Source organism: Catenulispora sp. GP43, assembly GCF_041260665.1.
Taxonomy (GTDB): Bacteria; Actinomycetota; Actinomycetes; order Streptomycetales; family Catenulisporaceae; genus Catenulispora.
This window is the reverse complement of the sequence record NZ_JBGCCT010000036.1, coordinates 63532-76814: the sequence shown is the minus strand read 5'-3', so window position 1 is coordinate 76814 and position 13283 is coordinate 63532. Positions and strand designations below refer to the sequence as shown.

Here is a 13283-nt window from a genome sequence, read left to right as displayed (position 1 = left end):
TGACGCCCGAAGATGTGAAGCAATACTTTCACATCATGACGGGGAAGCGTGAAGAACGCGGCAGGTTCGGCGATCTGGTCATCGACGACCCGAGGATGATGCGGGCCCTGGCTCACCCGGCCCGCCTGGCGATCATGGACATCCTGCGCCGTGAGGGCCCGGCCAGCGCGACCGAGGTGGCGCCGCGCGTGGGCATCAGCCCCTCGGCGGCGAGCTGGCACCTGCGGCACCTGGCCGGCTTCGGCCTGGTCCGCGACGGCGAGCCGCACCCGGACGGCCGGGCCCGCCGCTGGGAGGCCGCGGTGAGAGGGTTCCGCTTCGAGACTCCGGCGGAGGCCGACGACGCCGAGGGGTTCACCGCCGCGCGCACGCTGATGCGGGAGATGATGGCGCACGCGCTGGCGTTCCCCGGACACTGGCTGGCCGACATCGAACCCGGCCTGGACGCCGAATGGAGCCGCGCCGCGGGGATGTCGGACACGCGGGTCGTGGTGGACGCCGCGGAACTGGCGACGATCCTGGAGGGGGTCGAGGAGGTACTGGCTCCTTACGTGAACCGCGACGCGGCGGAGCGGCCGGCGGGGAGCCGGGGTGTGCGGCTGGTGCGCTATGCGCTGCCGGAAAGCGCGAACGGCGCGAACGGCGCGGGCGGCACGGGCGGCGATGAATGACGGGCGCCGAATCGCCGACCGAGATGGAACCGCTCGCCGAAACCGATGCTCCCGCAGAGCTCGGGCCCGGGCCGGTCGCCGCCGCCGCCGCGACCAGTGCGCTCGCCGAAGCCGAAGCGCCCGCCGCCACCTCAGCCCGCACCCACTTCCGCCGGTTCTGGCTCGGCGACACCGTCTCCCAGTTCGGTGACCGCGTCACCGAACTCGCCCTGCCTCTGATCGCCGCCGTCACCTTGCGCGCCAGCGCCACCGAGGTCTCCGTGCTGGCCGCCGTGGCCTGGCTCCCGAACCTGCTCGGCGTCCTGCTCGGCGCCTGGGTCGACCGGCGGCCCGGCAAGCGGCGCCTGATGATCGCCGCCGATCTGACCCGCGCCGCCGTCCTGCTCAGCCTGCCGACCGCCGCGGCCTTCCACGCGGTGACGCTTGGCCAGCTCTACTGCGTCGCGCTGCTCTGCGGCGCCGCGGCCGTGCTGTTCAACACCTCGTACCCGCCTTTCTTCGCGTACCTGGTGCCGCGCTCGGAGTACGTCTCGGCCAACAGCAAGCTCTCGGCCACGCGCTCCGCCTCGTTCATGGGCGGTCCGGCGCTCGGCGGTGCTCTGATCGCGGCGACGTCGGCGGCGTTCGCGGTGCTGGCCGACTCGGTGTCGTTCCTGTTCTCGGCGCTGACGATCAGCCGGGTGCCGGTGGACGAGCCCGAGCCGGAGCCCACCGAGGTCTCGGTGGTGCGCCGGGCCAAGGAAGGCATCGCCTACATAGCCCGCGAGCCGATTCTGCGCACGACACTGGCCTGCGCCACCACGGTCAACTTCTTCACCTTCGTCGCCAACACCAACCTGCTGATCCTGTTCGCGACGCGGGTGCTGCGGCTGTCCGGCGGGGCCGTCGGCCTGGCGTTGGGGCTCGGGGCGAGCGGTGCGTTGCTGGGTGCCGTCCTCGCTCCGAAGGTCGTACGAGCCGTGGGCGTCGGACGCGGCATCGCTGTCGGTGCCGTGCTGTTCCCGGCGCCGATCGCGATCGTCGCCGTGGCGCACGGCTCGGTGTGGCTGTGCGCGGCGGCCGTGGCGCTTGCCGAGTTCCTGGGCGGAATGGGCGTGATGCTGTTCGACATCCCCCTCAACTCCCTGCAGACCGCCGTCATCCACGACAGCGTCCGCAGCCGTGTGTCCGGCGCCTACGCGACCGTCAACTACGGCATCCGGCCACTCGGCGCGCTCGCCGGCGGCGCCTTGGCCGGGATCATCGGATTGCGGGCGACGCTGCTCGTCGGCGCCGTCGGCGGGGCGATGTCAGTGCTCTGGCTGCCGGCCTCGCCGGTGCTGCGGATCCGGTCCCTGGACGGCGGCCTCGACGGATAGCGTTAGTGGATAGATGAGAGCAGCGTCCTCACGCGTCCCGATACTCGTGATACCGCTCCCGCAGCCACGGCACCGGCTCCGCCTCGGACCGCTCCGCCTCGTACCCGCCCCACGCCGGCGGCTCCGCCGCCCCGCTCAGCGCCCACGCCGCCTGCATCGCGGCGCCGTCGGCGACGTACTCCCCGGCGCGCGGCACCAGCACCGGGCGGCCGAGCACCGCCGGCGCCATCGCCCGCACCGCCTCGGAGCGGGCCGCGCCGCCGACCAGCAGGATGCGCTCCACCGGGACGCCGGCCGCGGTCAGCGCGTCCAGGCCGTCGGCCAGGCCGCACAGCATGCCCTCGATGTAGGCGCGCGCCAGGTGGGCCGGGGTGGAGTTGGTCAGGCGCAGGCCGTGCAGGGTGCCGGTGGCGTCCGGGCGGTTCGGGGTGCGCTCGCCCTCCAGGTACGGGATCAGCGTCAGGCCGTCGGCGCCGGCCGGGGCGGACAGCGCCAGGCGGGACAGCTCGCCGAGGCTGACGCCCAGCAGCGCGGCGGCCGCGTCCAGGACCCGGGCCGCGTTCAGGGTGCAGACCAGCGGCAGGTGGCGGCCGGTGGCGTCGGCGAAGCCCGCGACCGCGCCGGTCGGGTCGGCGATCGGGGCCTCGTAGCAGGCGAATACCGTGCCGGAGGTGCCGATGGACACCACCACGTCGCCGGGCCCGGCGCCCAGGCCCAGCGCCGCGGCCGCGTTGTCGCCGGCGCCCGCGGCGACCAGCAGCGGGTTCAGCCCGGCCGCGCCGAGCCGCATGCGCGGGGAGTCGGCCGGCGCGAAGCCGGACGAGGGCCGCAGGATGCTCGCGGTCTCGGCCGGGCCGAGAACCTTCGGGACCAGCGGCTGCGCTCCGAAGGCCAACTCGAGCAGGTCCGGGCGGTAGGCGCCGGCGGCGGGGGAGTAGTAGCCGGTCCCGGAGGCGTCGCTGCGGTCCGTGCTCAGTGCCCTGATGTCGCGGTCCTCGGCCAGGCGCCAGGTCAGCCAGTCGTGCGGCAGGCAGACGGCCGCGGTGCTCTTGGCCCGGCCCGGCTCGTGCTCGGCCAGCCACCGCAGTTTGGCCACGGTCAGCGCGGCGACCGGGACGGTGCCGACGGCGTCCGCCCACGCCGCCGGGCCGCCCAGTTCGGCGACCAGGTCGGCCGCGGCCCGGGCCGAGCGCGTGTCGTTCCACAGCAGCGCCGGGCGCACCACCGCGCCCTCGTCGTCCAGGCAGACCATGCCGTGCTGCTGTCCGGCGACCGAGACCGCGGCGACGTCCTCCAGCCCGCCGGCCTCGGCGGCCGCCTGCCCGAGGGCCTCCCACCAGGCCGAGGGGTGGACCTCGGTGCCGCCGGGGTGCGCCGCGGAGCCCCGGCGGACCTGCTCGCCGGTGGCGGCGTCGCGGATCACGACCGTGCACGCTCGCGTCGAGGAGTCGACGCCCGCAACCAGGGTATTACGGGTCATTCTCAGGCACTCCCGGCGCGATACGGCGAATCATTCGACACGTGAACTTAGCATCGGGCGGCATCCTCCCGCCCGGCCCGTGGCGGCCTTCCAGCGGACCGCGCCCCGGTCCAGGTATCAGCCCTCGATGATCATCGGCTACCCTGATCCACACGCGGGACGCCCACCGCGCCACTTGCCACCGGGAGGGTCGAGGATGACCGACGAGTCGATCAGCGAGGACGGCGGCGCAGAGCTCCCGGACTGGACACCCCCGGATATAGACCGCACCAAGGCCCATCCCGCCCGTATCTACGACTACCTGCTCGGCGGCAAGGACAACTTCGACGTCGACCGCGAGGCCGCCGAGGTCGCGCTGGGCCTCATGCCCGAGCTGCGCGGCATGGCCCGGGTGAACCGCGCCTTCCTGGGACGCGCGGTCCGCCACCTGGCCGAGGCCGGCATCACCCAGTTCCTGGACATCGGCACCGGCATCCCCGGCCCCGGCAACACCGGCGAGGTCGCCCGCCTCGTCCAGCCCGAGGCCCGGGTGGTGTACGTCGACTACGACCCGATCGTCTCGGCGCACTCCCGCGCCCTGCTCTCCGGCGCCGACCCGGCCCGGACCGCGATCGTCCAGGCCGACGTGCGCGAGCCGAAGACCATCCTGGACAACGGCACCGTCCACGCGATCCTGGACTTCGACAAGCCGATCGCCGTCCTGATGGTGGCCCTGCTGCACTTCGTCTCCGACGCCGAGGACGCCCACGGCATCGCCGCGCAGTTCCTCGACGCCCTGGCCCCCGGCAGCGCACTGGTGGTCTCGCACGCCTCCGAGGGCCACGAGCCCGGCAAGTTCGGCGCCGCGCGCTCCGGCTGGAACAACGCCACCTCCCAGCTGGTGCTGCGCGACCGCGAGGAGATCGAGCGGTTCTTCGAGGGCACCGAGCTGCTGGAGCCGGGCGTGGTGATCATCCCGGGCTGGCGGCCGGACCACGAGCTCACCGACGAGGAGCGGTCGCTGGACTACGGCCACGCGGCGGTCGGGATCAAGCGGTAGGCGGCGACACACACATCACCAACGCGCCCACGGACTCGGGTTCGTGGGCGCGTCGCTGTGCTGGCGCGTGCGCCGGCGTAGGTCAGCCGCGGAAGGCCGCGGTGCCGTTCGGGGTGCCCAGGCCGGTCGGGCCGTCATACCCCTTCTGCGCGGTGCACAGGTAGGACGGACTGCAGCTGCCGTCGCTGCCGCTGGTCACGTCGTTCAGCGCGCCGGGATCGGCGTAGGGGAAGGAAGCCGGGTTCGATCCGGACGACGGCGTCCCGGCGTCGGCGTAGACCCCGGCGATGACCGGGGTGGCCGCGCTGGTCCCGCCGTAGACGCCCCAGCCCTTCTCCTGATAGCTGTCGTAGACCGCGACCCCGTGACCGGGGTCCGCGACGGCGGCGACGTCGGACTCCGTGCGCTTGGCACAGCCGGAGTCCTTCTGCCAGGAGGGCTTGGACTCATAGGCCGAGCAGCCCGAGCCGGTGCCCTCGCCCGGCTTGCTGTTCCACACCGTCTCGGTCCACCCCCGCGGGTTCGAGGCCTTGACCAGCGAGGTGCCCCCGACGGCCGTCACGTAGGGCGAACTCGACGGATACCCGACACCCCACTGGTAGTCCCAGTCGCCGGTCCCGGCGGCCATCACGACACCGGGGTGGTCGTAGTAGTCCTCGTCGTAGCTCGGGTCCGAGGAAGCCTGCTTCCAGATGTAGCTGTTGGAGACGAACTTCGCGCCGAGCGTGACCGCCTCGTTCACCGCCTGGCCCATGTTCGACACGCCGCCGCCGTCCGCCTCGACCAGGACGATGTGCGCGTCGGGGGCGATGGCGGAGACCATGTCCAGGTCCAGCGAGTCCTCAGTGCCCTGATTCGCGCTCGCCTTGGGCGGCAGGTTCGTGGTGCTGCCGCTGGAGCTGACCTTCTGGAAGCAGCCGTTGGAGGTCGTGCACGCCGGGAGCCCATACTGCTGGCGGTAGGTGGCTAGGTCGCTCGCTGCGTTCGGGTCGGCGTCGGCGTCGATGACGGCGACGGTCTGGCCCGAACCGCCGTCGGCCGGGAGGCTGTACGCGCTGCGCAGGTCGGCCGGGCCGTAGCCGGAGGGGGCGGCGCCGGCCGTGACGCCGAACGCGGCGACCGGCTCGGCCGGATCGTCGACCTGCAGGACGTCGCAGGACGCCTGGTCGGTGCCGGGCACGGCGCACAACTGGTGCCACTGGTGCCACTGGTGCCAGGCGTTGGCAGTACGCGCCGGAGCGGCCTCGGCGGTGACGCTGAGGGCCGTGGCCGCCAGCGTGCCGGCGCCCACGACGGCCCACAGGGCCCGTGGGCGTATGAGGGGTTTGATATTCATGAGGGAGATGTAACTGCGCGGCTTAAGTGCAGGTCAAGGCCCTGACGGAAGCGCTGCGACTCCCTTGGTGAAGCGGAGAAGGCGGCCTGTCCGGCCCGTCTCGGCGCGGCGCCCTTCTGGTCATTCAGTCACGAGCCTTGACAGTGTTCGGCGACCGCGGGCTATCATCTGGCCCCCGTTGTCAGAGAGCGAGCATGTCCCATGCCGCAACACCGACCGCCGCAACAACGACCGCCGCAGAACACGGCCGCCGAAGCTCTTCGCACCGGACCGTTCGGCGAGGCCCTGCGGACCGCCATCGAGAACAGCGGCCTGAGCCTGAGCCGGGTCAGCAGCAGGCTCGCCGAACGTGGCGTCACCCTGAGCCCGGCGGCGCTGAGCTACTGGCAGCGCGGCAGCAACCGTCCCGAGCGCTCGGAATCACTGCGGGCGGTGACGGCCCTGGAGGAGATCCTCAGGCTGCCGCCGAACAGCCTGATGTCCCTGCTGGGACCGCGCCGTGCACGGGGCCGCTGGACCGCCGCCGCGATCGAGCCGGCGCCGACCCACGCGCTGTGGCTGGAGACCGAGCGGCTCCACCGCACGCTCACGGCTCTGCAAGAAGATGCCCGGCGGCTGCTGTGGGCGGTGTCCGTCGTCTACACGCACGTCCGCGTACAGGCCACCGAGCGGCGCACGCTGGCCCGGACCTCGGTTCGCAAGGTGGTGCGCGCCGAGCAGGACGGCGTCGACCGGATCATCGCGGTGATGCGCACCGACAAGGCCCCGCAGCGCTTCGAGGCGGTCCACGCCGTCCGGCTCGGCCGGATCCGCTCGGATCCGCAGTCCGGTTACGCGGTCGCGGAATTCATCCTGGACCGGGTCCTGAACCGCGGAGACACCGCGACGGTCGAATACCTCTCCTACGACGCGGAGCCGTCGACCGTTGAGCAGAACTACAGCCGGCACTCGCTCTACCGCCCGGCCGACGTGCTCGTCCTTGAGGTCGAGTTCCATCCGGAGTGCATCCCGGCAGCCTGCGAGGGGTTCTACTCGCCGCGCCGAGGGACTCCGGAGCGGAGCCTGGGGCCGCTGTGGGTGGGCGCCAGCAACAGCGCGCATCTGGCGCTTTCGGATGTGCAGCCGGGTATGTGCGGGCTGCGGTGGGAGTGGGACTGACCCGACCCGGATCCGGCGCGAGACAAAAGGCGAACACTTCTTCGCGAACGAGGGTTCGCAAAGAAGTGTTCGACTTCTATCGTGCAGCGCATGGCAGGCGAACCCACCGAACCCACCGAACCCACCGAACCCACTGACCCCCTGGCGCCGCATCCGGAGCGCGACATCGTCCTGGACACCGCGGCGCTGCGCGTCCTGGCGCACCCGATGCGTCTGAGCTTCCTGCACTACCTGCGCGACCACGGCCCGGCCACCGGCCGACGGCTCGCCGCGCACTTCGAGCTCGACTCCGGCGCGGTCAGCTACCACCTGCGCAAACTGGCCGCCGGCGCTTTGATCGAGGAGGACGTCGAGCGGGGCACACGCCGTGACCGGTGGTGGCGGGTCACGCGGCCGGCGCTCTATCACGACCCTGCCACGCGCGAGAGCGATGAAGGGCACGAGGACAGCCGCGCCTACCTCTACTCGACGCTTCTCGCCTACGGCGACGCCCTGCGACGGTACGCGGCCGAGGTGCCGCGCCTGAGCCGGGACTGGCTGAACGTCACCATGACCAGCGAGCGCTCCCTGCGCCTGACCCCGGACCAGCTCACCGAGCTCAAACGGGACCTCGTCTCGGTCATCGACCGCTACCGCGACCTGCCCGAACAACCCGGTGCGCAGCCGGTGTCCCTGCACCTGCACGCCCTGCCGCCGCCCGAACGATGAGCAGCGGGGGTGTGCCGGCTGGTCCACGCCGTACACGTACACGTACACGTACACGTACACGTGCTCGGTCGAGGTCGAGGTCGAGGTCGAGGTCGAGGTCGAGGAACAGCGGCGCTGTGCGCTGGGCCATGGCCTACACGTGCTCGGTCAGCGGCGACTCCGTCTACTTCGTCACCCTGTCGTGGACGGCCTCGCGCGCCTCCGGACCGGCGGCCGCCGGCGGCGTGCTCGCCGTGGGGGCCGTGCCGCGAGCGCTGCTGATGCTCGGCGGCGGGGTGGTTGCCGACCGGTTCGGGCCCTGGCGCGTGCTGATCGGCAGCGATCTCGTGCGCTGCGTCCTGGTGCTGGGTGCGGCGCTTGCGGTCCTCGGCAGGGTCCGTCTGGGGGTCCTGGCGGCGCTCGCCGCCGGCTTCGGGACCGTCGACGCGCTGTTCATGCCGGCTGTCGGGGCGCTGCCGCCGGTGCTGGTCGCGGCCGATCAGCTGGCGCGGGTGCAGGGGATGCGGGTCCTGGCTGTGCGGGCCGCCAACCTGGCCGGGCCGGTGGTGGCGGGCGTCATGCTCGGGGTCGGCGGCGCTGCTGCCGCCTTCGGGGTGGCCGCGGCGCTGTTCGGGGCGTCGTTGCTGGGCCTGGTGACGCTGCGGATACCGCGCGCGGCCACGGCTTCGGACGGCGATCGCGGCGCGTGGGCGCAATTCGGCGAAGGACTGCGATACGTTCGCCAGCACGCTGAACTACGCCGCCTGGTGATCGTCGTCGGGCTCAGCGAACTGTGCTTCAGCGGGCCGATCGCCGTCGCCGTGGTCCTGCTGGTCGCCGAACGCGGCTGGGGCAGCACCACCGCGGGCTGGATCCTCGGGGCGTTCAGCGTCGGCGGCGCGATCGCCGCCGGCGTCATGGCGACCGTAGCCGGGCTGGCAGGCCGAATACGTCTGGCCCTGGCCGGATCGCTCGCGCTGACCGCGACGCTGCTGCTCCTGTGGGGCGCGCTCGGCCGGCTTGGGGCGGTGGCGGTCGCAGTGGTGCTCGGTGCCACCACCGGCGTGACGGCAGTGCTCGCGAACGCGCGGCTGCAAGCCGCAGCCGCCCCGCGCTTCCTCGGCCGGGTCACCTCGGTGACGACCCTGTGCACGCTGGGTCTGAGCCCTCTGCTGTTCCCGCTGGTCGGTGTCGTGGCCGAGGCGTGGGGAACCGGGGCGTTCTTCGCCCTGTGCGCCGTGGTGTGCGGGGCGGCCGCGGTCCTGAGTTCCCGCCCTACGCCGTCTGGGCGACCGACAGCCGCTGCCGGGGATGCGCCCCCGACTCCAACTCGTCCACGAACGCCACCGCGTAGTCCTCGGCGCTGATGCTGCTCGCGTGCGGCAGGATCTCGTCGCCGACGCCGAGCCGGAAGGCGCCGGTGCGCTCGCCGGGGGCGAGCTCGGGCGCGGGGGAGATGTAGGTCCAGATCGGCAGGGTGGGATCGGCGCGCAGGGTGTCCAGCAGGTCGGCGTGGGCCAGGGCCTCGGGCTTGTACATCTCCGGGAAGTCGGGCAGGTCGCACAGCCTGGTGCCCGGCGCCACCAGCAGGCTGCCCGCACCGCCGGCGATCACCGTGCGCGGCGCTCCGCCGGCGCGGACGCCGGACAGGAAGTTCTGGTAGAGCTGGACGAGCGGCCCGCGCGGGTCGGTGCCGTCGCGCGGCCCGACCAGCGCCGAGGCCACCGCGCCGGCGCCCTTGACCAGCTCGGCGACCTGGTCGGGGTCGGTGGCGTCGCCCGCCGCCGACGTGACGGCGCCGCCGGCGCCCTCCGGGGCCCGCCCCGACCGCGACACCGCGGTCACGGTGTGGCCCCGGGATACCGCCTCCGCGGCGATGCGCGAGCCGACCATGCCGGTCGCGCCGAACACGACGATGTCCACCGCACTCCTCCTCGAACCTGTGTTTCCCTCGAAACGCCCTGTCCGGCCCATTGGACATCGCCCCCGGCGGGGCTGCCACCTCGGAGTCCGCCGCGGGTGCGGCAGGCCGCCGGAGCGGGTGTATCAGCCCACGATGACGATCCGATAACCTGACGCGGCACGGACTCCGCCGGCACCACCCCCGCCGCCACCGACCTGGGAGGGCCACACCGCATGACCGAGGAACTGGGCCCCGACACCGGTCCGCTGCTGCCGGACTGGCTGCCGCCGGAGATCGACCAGACCAAGCCGCACCCGGCGCGCATGTACGACTACATGCTCGGCGGCAAGAACCACTTCGAGGTGGACCGCGAGGCCGCCGAGGTGGCGATGGCCGCCGCCCCCGCGGCGCGCGCCATGGTGCTGGAGAACCGGGCCTTCCTCGGCCGCGCCGTCCGCCACCTCGCCGAGGCGGGCATCACGCAGTACCTGGACATCGGCACCGGCCTGCCCGGCGAGGGCAACACCGGCGAGGTGGCCCGCGCGATCCGGCCCGAGGCGCGGGTCGCCTACGTCGACTACGACCCGATCGTCGCCGTCCACTCCCGCGCCCTGCTCGCCGGCGACGAGAGCCGCACCGCGGTGGTGCTGGCCGACGTGCGCGAGCCCAAGACGATCCTGGAGCACCCGCGGGTCCTGGAACTGCTCGACTTCGACCAGCCGGTCGCGGTCCTGATGGTCGCGCTGCTGCACTTCGTCGGGCACGACGAGGACGCCGCCGGCATCGTCGCGGCCTTCCGCGACGCCCTGCCCCCCGGCAGCGCCCTGGTGATCTCGCACGGCACCGACGGCGGCCAGCCCGAGGTCTCCGCGGCCGCGCGCAAGGGCTGGGACAACGCCAAGTCCCGGGTCGTGGTGCGCGACCACGAGGAGATAGCGGCGCTGTTCGGCGACTTCGAGCTCGTCGAGCCCGGCGTGGTGCAGCTGCCGCTGTGGCGTCCGGACGGCCCGGTGCGCGAGGACTGGGAGACGATCTGGCTCGACGGCGGGGTCGCCTTCAAGCGCTGACCGCGAGCGCGTCGCACGCGTGTCACTCCCGGGCGGGCTGTCTCGTCCCGGGAGACATGAACATCTTCTTGTGGATCCTGCAGGCGGTCCTCGCCGCCTTCTTCGCGCTGTCCGGCCTGGGCAAGGCGTTCCAGCCGAAAGAGAAGGTCCTGGAAAAGGCCCCGGCGCTTCAGGACTACGCGCCGGCGACCATCCGCTTCATCGGCGCCGCCGAACTGGCCGGCGCCATCGGGATCGTCCTGCCGGCCGCCGTCGGCGTCGCCACGGTGCTGACGCCGACCGCCGCCGCCGGCCTGGCGGTCCTGATGCTGCTGGCGGCGGTCGTGCACGCGCGGCGCCGCGAAGCGCTCGGCGTCGGGGTCACCGTCGTGCTGACTGTGCTGGCGGCGGTGATCGCCGTCGGACGATAGTGGGTCCGGTCGGGTGTCGAGAACCTGTGTCGAGAACGGGTGTCGAGAACGCCGGACCGGCTCCGTCCCAGGGGTGCGAGCGGCCGACGCGGGCCGCGCGGAACGACAGGGAGAAGCACGATGGCGAAGATCCGGCGCATGGATCACGTGAGCATCAACGTCGAGGACATGGATGCCGCGAAGGAGTTCTTCCTCATGCTGGGCATGGAGGTGGCCGGCGAGGCGAAGGTCGGCGGCGCCCAGGTGGGCCGGATCATCGGGCTGACCGACCCGATGTCCGACGTGGTCTTCCTGCGCACGCCTGACCGCCACAGCCAGATCGAGCTGGTCAGGCACCTCGCCGCGCCCGACGAGAACGGCCCGCACGCGCCGGCGTCGAACCGGCTGGGCCTGATCCACATCGCCTTCGAGATCGAAGGCCTGACGGCCCTGCTCGCCGAGCTGCGCGCCAAGGGCTACGACACGGTCGGGACGGTCGAGAACTTCGAGGACGTCTACCTGCTGTGCTTCCTGCGCGGGCCCGAGGGGATCATCGTCGAACTCGCCGAGGACATCAGCCCGAAGCACGGCAGCTGAACCACCGCACCGAACGAGGGAGAACCACCATGAAGTACCTGCTCCTGAAGCACTACCGCGGCGGCCCGGCCCCGGCCGTCGACTTCCCGCCGATGGACCAGTGGACGCCCGAGGAGGTCGACGCGCACGTCCAGTTCATGCGCGACTTCGCCTCCCGGCTGCAGGAGAGCGGCGAGTTCGTCGACATGCAGGCGCTGTCCGCCGAGGGCGCGTTCGTCCGGAGCGGCGGCCAGGGCCGCCCGCCGGTGACCGACGGCCCGTTCGCCGAGACCAAGGACCTGATCGCCGGCTGGTACATCGTCGACGTCGACTCCTGGGACCGCGCGGTCCAGATCGCCGGCGAGCTGTCCGCGGTGCCGGGCCCCGGCGGCGAGCCGCTGCTGGAGTGGCTCGAGGTCCGGCCCTTCCTCGGCGCCGAGGCCCCGAAGGCCGCCGGGTGAACGAGGCGCTGGTGCGCGACCTGGTTCCCGCGGTGATCGGCGTCCTCGTCCGGCGCGGGGCGGACTTCGCCTCGGCCGAGGACGCCGTCCAGGAGGCGCTGATCCGCGCGTTGCAGACCTGGCCGGACGACCCGCCGCGGGACCCGAAGGGCTGGCTGGTCACGGCGGCCTGGCACAAGTTCGTCGACGCCGCCCGCGCCGAGGCCTCGCGCCAGCGCCGCGAGCTGGCCGTGGACGCCGAGCCGCCGCCGGGCCCGGCCCCGGCCGGCGATGACACCCTGCGCCTGTACTTCCTGTGCGCGCACCCCTCGCTGCCCTCGGCCGCCGCCGTCGCCCTGACCCTGCGCGCCGTCGGCGGCCTGACCACCCGCCAGATCGCCCAGGCCTGCCTGGTGCCCGAGGCGACCATGGCGCAGCGCATCGTGCGCGCCAAGCGCCGCATCGAAGGGCTGCCGCTGGACGAGCACGGCGACCTGGCCACCGTCCTGCGCGTGCTCTACCTGGTCTTCAACGAGGGCTACGGCGGCGACCTCGACCTGGCCGCCGAGGCCATCCGCCTGACCCGCCAGCTGGTCGCCCTCACCGCCGACGACCCCGAAGTCGCCGGCCTGCTGGCCCTGATGCTGCTGCACCACGCCCGCCGCGCCTCGCGCACCGGCCCCGGCGGCCGCCTGGTGCCGCTGGCCGAGCAGGACCGCTCCCGCTGGGACACCGCGCTGATCGCCGAGGGCGTCACGATCCTGCAGACCGCCCTGGCCCGCGACCGCCTCGGCGAGTACCAGGCGCAGGCGGCGATCGCGGCGCTGCACGCGGACGCCCAGAAGGCCGAGGAGACCGACTGGCCGCAGATCGTGGAGTGGTACGACGAACTGCTGGCCCTCACCGGCAGCCCGGTGGTGCGGCTCAACCGCGCCGTCGCGGTCGGCGAGGCCGACGGCGCGCAGGCCGGACTGGCGGCCCTGGCCGAGGTCGGCGCCGACGTCCCCCGCCGCGCCGCGGTGGCCGCGTACCTGCACGAACGCGCCGGCGACCGCGCGCTCGCCGCCGAGCTGTACGCTGAGGCGGCGCGCGCCGCGACCAGCGTGCAAGAGGTCGAATACCTCACCCGGGAGGCGGCGCGGGTGCGGCAGCGCGAACGAGCATGAACGCGGAAATCCT

14 protein-coding genes are annotated in these 13283 nt (G+C 73.1%); 11 read left to right on the top strand and 3 right to left on the bottom strand.

Annotation, left to right across the window (positions count from 1 at the left end; genetic code table 11):
• Positions 1 to 35 precede the first annotated feature (35 nt).
• Positions 36 to 671 carry an ArsR/SmtB family transcription factor gene (locus tag ABH926_RS45200; protein WP_370373170.1) on the top strand — a complete coding sequence of 212 codons (636 nt, stop codon included), beginning with the start codon at positions 36 to 38 and terminating at the stop codon, positions 669 to 671.
• Positions 668 to 2029, top strand: a complete 1362-nt coding sequence (locus ABH926_RS45195; RefSeq protein WP_370373168.1) for an MFS transporter — start codon at positions 668 to 670, stop codon at positions 2027 to 2029. Before ABH926_RS45200 ends, ABH926_RS45195 begins: the two co-directional genes overlap by 4 nt.
• 28 nt (positions 2030 to 2057) lie before the next feature.
• On the opposite strand, the gene xylB is transcribed toward ABH926_RS45195, so the two are convergent.
• The gene (xylB, locus tag ABH926_RS45190; protein WP_370373166.1) at positions 2058 to 3509 is read right to left on the bottom strand and encodes a xylulokinase; all 1452 of its coding nucleotides are present in this window, start codon (positions 3507 to 3509) and stop codon (positions 2058 to 2060) included.
• A 196-nt stretch (positions 3510 to 3705) separates the two neighbouring features.
• On the opposite strand from xylB, the gene ABH926_RS45185 reads away from it, so the two are divergent.
• Entirely contained in the window at positions 3706 to 4548 is an 843-nt protein-coding gene (locus ABH926_RS45185; protein WP_370373164.1) for an SAM-dependent methyltransferase, read from the top strand.
• Between the two features lie 82 nt (positions 4549 to 4630).
• Here the strand turns inward: ABH926_RS45185 and ABH926_RS45180 are convergent, their stop codons facing one another.
• A complete protein-coding gene (locus ABH926_RS45180; RefSeq protein WP_370373162.1) occupies positions 4631 to 5884 on the bottom strand; it encodes a peptidase S8 in 1254 nt (417 codons plus the stop codon).
• Positions 5885 to 6085: 201 nt separating this feature from the next.
• On the opposite strand from ABH926_RS45180, the gene ABH926_RS45175 reads away from it, so the two are divergent.
• From ABH926_RS45175 to ABH926_RS45165, 3 genes are all read left to right on the top strand, one after another.
• Positions 6086 to 7042, top strand: coding sequence for a hypothetical protein (locus ABH926_RS45175; protein ID WP_370373160.1), 957 nt, complete (start codon positions 6086 to 6088; stop codon positions 7040 to 7042).
• A gap of 90 nt (positions 7043 to 7132) precedes the next feature.
• Positions 7133 to 7750: a winged helix-turn-helix domain-containing protein gene (locus ABH926_RS45170; protein WP_370373158.1), complete on the top strand. Its 618-nt coding sequence runs from the start codon at positions 7133 to 7135 to the stop codon at positions 7748 to 7750.
• Between the two features lie 116 nt (positions 7751 to 7866).
• Positions 7867 to 9096: an MFS transporter gene (locus tag ABH926_RS45165; RefSeq protein WP_370373156.1), complete on the top strand. Its 1230-nt coding sequence runs from the start codon at positions 7867 to 7869 to the stop codon at positions 9094 to 9096.
• Here the strand turns inward: ABH926_RS45165 and ABH926_RS45160 are convergent.
• On the bottom strand, positions 9005 to 9652 hold the full coding sequence (locus ABH926_RS45160; protein ID WP_370373154.1) for an NAD(P)-dependent oxidoreductase: 648 nt from the start codon (positions 9650 to 9652) through the stop codon (positions 9005 to 9007). The genes ABH926_RS45165 and ABH926_RS45160 overlap by 92 nt on opposite strands.
• 213 nt (positions 9653 to 9865) lie before the next feature.
• On the opposite strand from ABH926_RS45160, the gene ABH926_RS45155 reads away from it, so the two are divergent.
• The 5 genes from ABH926_RS45155 to ABH926_RS45135 all read left to right on the top strand — a co-directional run bounded on the left by ABH926_RS45155 (position 9866) and on the right by ABH926_RS45135 (position 13270).
• Complete coding sequence (locus tag ABH926_RS45155) at positions 9866 to 10699, top strand: SAM-dependent methyltransferase (RefSeq protein WP_370373153.1); 834 nt, start codon at positions 9866 to 9868, stop codon at positions 10697 to 10699.
• Between the two features lie 56 nt (positions 10700 to 10755).
• Positions 10756 to 11109 carry a DoxX family protein gene (locus ABH926_RS45150; protein WP_370373152.1) on the top strand — a complete coding sequence of 118 codons (354 nt, stop codon included), beginning with the start codon at positions 10756 to 10758 and terminating at the stop codon, positions 11107 to 11109.
• Positions 11110 to 11247: 138 nt separating this feature from the next.
• On the top strand, positions 11248 to 11685 hold the full coding sequence (locus tag ABH926_RS45145) for a VOC family protein (protein WP_370373150.1): 438 nt from the start codon (positions 11248 to 11250) through the stop codon (positions 11683 to 11685).
• A gap of 29 nt (positions 11686 to 11714) precedes the next feature.
• Positions 11715 to 12125: a YciI family protein gene (locus ABH926_RS45140; protein ID WP_370373148.1), complete on the top strand. Its 411-nt coding sequence runs from the start codon at positions 11715 to 11717 to the stop codon at positions 12123 to 12125.
• The gene (locus ABH926_RS45135; protein WP_370373146.1) at positions 12122 to 13270 is read left to right on the top strand and encodes an RNA polymerase sigma factor; all 1149 of its coding nucleotides are present in this window, start codon (positions 12122 to 12124) and stop codon (positions 13268 to 13270) included. Before ABH926_RS45140 ends, ABH926_RS45135 begins: the two co-directional genes overlap by 4 nt.
• The last annotated feature ends 13 nt before the right edge of the window (positions 13271 to 13283 follow it).

Coding starts and splice junctions, on each gene's coding strand:
- xylB (WP_370373166.1), bottom strand. CDS start 3,509: ATGACCCGTAATACCCTGGTTGCGGGCGTCGACTCCTCGACGCGAGCG.
- ABH926_RS45150 (WP_370373152.1), top strand. CDS start 10,756: ATGAACATCTTCTTGTGGATCCTGCAGGCGGTCCTCGCCGCCTTCTTC.
- ABH926_RS45195 (WP_370373168.1), top strand. CDS start 668: ATGACGGGCGCCGAATCGCCGACCGAGATGGAACCGCTCGCCGAAACC.
- ABH926_RS45145 (WP_370373150.1), top strand. CDS start 11,248: ATGGATCACGTGAGCATCAACGTCGAGGACATGGATGCCGCGAAGGAG.
- ABH926_RS45175 (WP_370373160.1), top strand. CDS start 6,086: ATGCCGCAACACCGACCGCCGCAACAACGACCGCCGCAGAACACGGCC.
- ABH926_RS45185 (WP_370373164.1), top strand. CDS start 3,706: ATGACCGACGAGTCGATCAGCGAGGACGGCGGCGCAGAGCTCCCGGAC.
- ABH926_RS45200 (WP_370373170.1), top strand. CDS start 36: ATGACGGGGAAGCGTGAAGAACGCGGCAGGTTCGGCGATCTGGTCATC.
- ABH926_RS45155 (WP_370373153.1), top strand. CDS start 9,866: ATGACCGAGGAACTGGGCCCCGACACCGGTCCGCTGCTGCCGGACTGG.
- ABH926_RS45180 (WP_370373162.1), bottom strand. CDS start 5,884: ATGAATATCAAACCCCTCATACGCCCACGGGCCCTGTGGGCCGTCGTG.
- ABH926_RS45170 (WP_370373158.1), top strand. CDS start 7,133: ATGGCAGGCGAACCCACCGAACCCACCGAACCCACCGAACCCACTGAC.
- ABH926_RS45140 (WP_370373148.1), top strand. CDS start 11,715: ATGAAGTACCTGCTCCTGAAGCACTACCGCGGCGGCCCGGCCCCGGCC.